General features: G+C 75.7%; 2 protein-coding genes. Both read left to right on the top strand.

Annotation, left to right across the window (positions count from 1 at the left end):
- Nucleotides 1-1,509: hypothetical protein (locus ACFV4N_RS43075; protein ID WP_499678475.1), on the top strand; the 1,509-nt coding region annotated here is incomplete at its 5' end.
- Nucleotides 1,503-2,147 (top strand): hypothetical protein (locus ACFV4N_RS43070; protein ID WP_499678474.1); only part of this gene is annotated, 645 nt, incomplete at its 3' end. The genes ACFV4N_RS43075 and ACFV4N_RS43070, both read left to right, overlap by 7 nt.

The raw sequence follows: 2,147 nt of genomic DNA, 5'->3' as shown, positions 1-2,147 counted from the left end.
GCCACCGTCCTCGCCCCCGACGACCCGCTGCTGGTCCACCCCGACCGCGCGTGGACGGTCGGGCGACTCGCCGAGGAGCACGGCGTCGACACCCGACAGGTGGTGCGGTTGCTGCGCCTGGCGCTGACCGCGAACGCCGTCGAGATCGGCCCGGTGGTCGGCCCCGCCGGCGACGATTTCGCCGCGCTGCGCCGCATCGTCGACGACATGGGCGAGCACCCCGGCGCGTCCGCGTGGCGGGACCGGCTCGCCGCGCTGGAGGAAGTCCGCCGGGAACTGGAGCGAGCCGCCTTCCCCGCGCGCGCCGCCGTCTTCGAGCGGATCGAGCGACTGTTCACCGACGCGACCGCGACGCCCGCGCGTCGACAGGGCGGGCTCTACACGGACCGGTTCGTGGTCTACGAGGAGTCCAGCTCGCCGTTCCGGCTCGAGCTGGGCGGCGCCGCCGCTCGCAAGCTGACCGCCTCGGTGCAGGAAGCCCTGGACCAGTCGGCGGCGTACGGCGACACGCTGCGTCGCGGTCATCAGGAACACGTGCTGCGGCGGTGGCCCGACGTGTCCCGCCTGCCGTTGCCGGTCTACCTCGACCGGGCCGCCGAATCGGCCGACGGCACGCGGTTCTCGGCCGGGCCGCCGATCCCGGCGCCGCTGGCCGCGCCGGCGCGGCCCGGCCCGCGGTACGCGCTGCCCGACCTGTGCCTGGCCGCTCCCGACGTCGACGCGATCGCCGCCGGGGCGTTCCGCGTCGTGGTCTCCCGCGTGCACCACCACCTGCTGCTGAACAGCTGGCTCGCGGTGGCCCACCCGGACCCGGCCGGGTTCGCGGTCCGATCCACCTCGTGGGTCGGCCGGCACGGCGCGGCCGTCGGGCTGCTCGGCATCGAGGTCAGCCGCCGCAACAAGGCGTTCTACCGCTTCCCGGGCGAGAAGCTCGCGTTGCGCCCGCGCAACGCGGTCGACGTCGGCGACCCGTCGGTGCGCCACGTCGGCGACTTCGACGTGGTGCGCGACGGCGACGTCCTGCGGCTCGTCGACCGCGACGGCCGTGAACGCACCCTGTACCTGCCGCTCGCGGACCTGGTGACGCACCCGCCCCTGGCGGCGTTGTCCTCGCCGCCCGCGCTGCACCCCCAGATCCGGCCGCCCGGCGCGCAGCGGGTGCCGGCCGTCGTCCTCGGCGGCGCGGTGTACCAACGGTCCCGGTGGCACACGACGGCGCCCGACCTGAAGCCGCTCGACATGGCGGCGCGGTACGTGGCGCTGCGCGGGATCGCGCGCGAGCTGGAGCTGCCGAGGTTCGTCTACATCCGCTCAGACCGCCGCCGCAAGCCCTACCTGCTGGACACCCGCTCGCCGTTCGCGGCGGAACTGCTCGCCCACGTCACCGAGCCGGGCGAGGACGTGCAGCTGGAGGAGATGCTGCCGGCGCCCGACGACCTCTGGCTGCGCGACGAGCAGGGCCGGCGCTACACGGCGGAACTGCGCGTGCAGGCGGTGACGTCGTGGTGACCCCGGGGACGCGTCCGGCACCCGAGCTGCTGTCGACCGCGCTGGTGCGCGGCGCCGGGTTCCCGATCGAGCAGACGGCCCTGCCCGGCGCCGGTGAGGCGAGCGCGTGCGCCGAGCGGGTCCTGCGCCTCGACGGTGAGCTGGCCGGCCTGGGAGACCTGCTGGTCGGGCTGCTCGGCGCGGAGCCGCTGCCGAGGGCGACGCGCAAGCGGCTGGGACGTCGGCTCCGGGGCGGGGCGCCGGTGGACGTCGACGAGCGGATCGAGTCCGCGACCACCCGGACGCTGCTGCTGCGCTGGAACGCCGCCGTGGTCGAACGCGGGAACGCGTGCACGGCCCTCGCGGCGGCGGCGGACGTCGAACTGGCCGAGGCCGAGTCGCACCTGCGGAAGTGGCTCGCCGCGCCGCGCGCCGAGGAGGCGCTCTGGTTCTCCAGCCGCAGCGCCGCCACCGGGATGGACCGCTACCGCGACGGCCGCGGTTCCGCGACCGACCGACGGGTCGCGCTGCGCTACCTGCAGCGGCTGACCACGAAGAACGAGACCACGTCGTTCTTCGGGCCGCACCAGTTCGCCGATGTCGTCGACGAGCCGGCGCCCGCCCTGGCCTTCGACCCGGCCTCACCGAGCCACGGCGCG

Origin of the sequence: Actinosynnema sp. NPDC059797 (genome assembly GCF_042732085.1) — a bacterium.
Lineage (GTDB): Bacteria > Actinomycetota > Actinomycetes > Mycobacteriales > Pseudonocardiaceae > Actinosynnema.
This window is presented reverse-complemented; position numbering and strand designations above follow the sequence as displayed.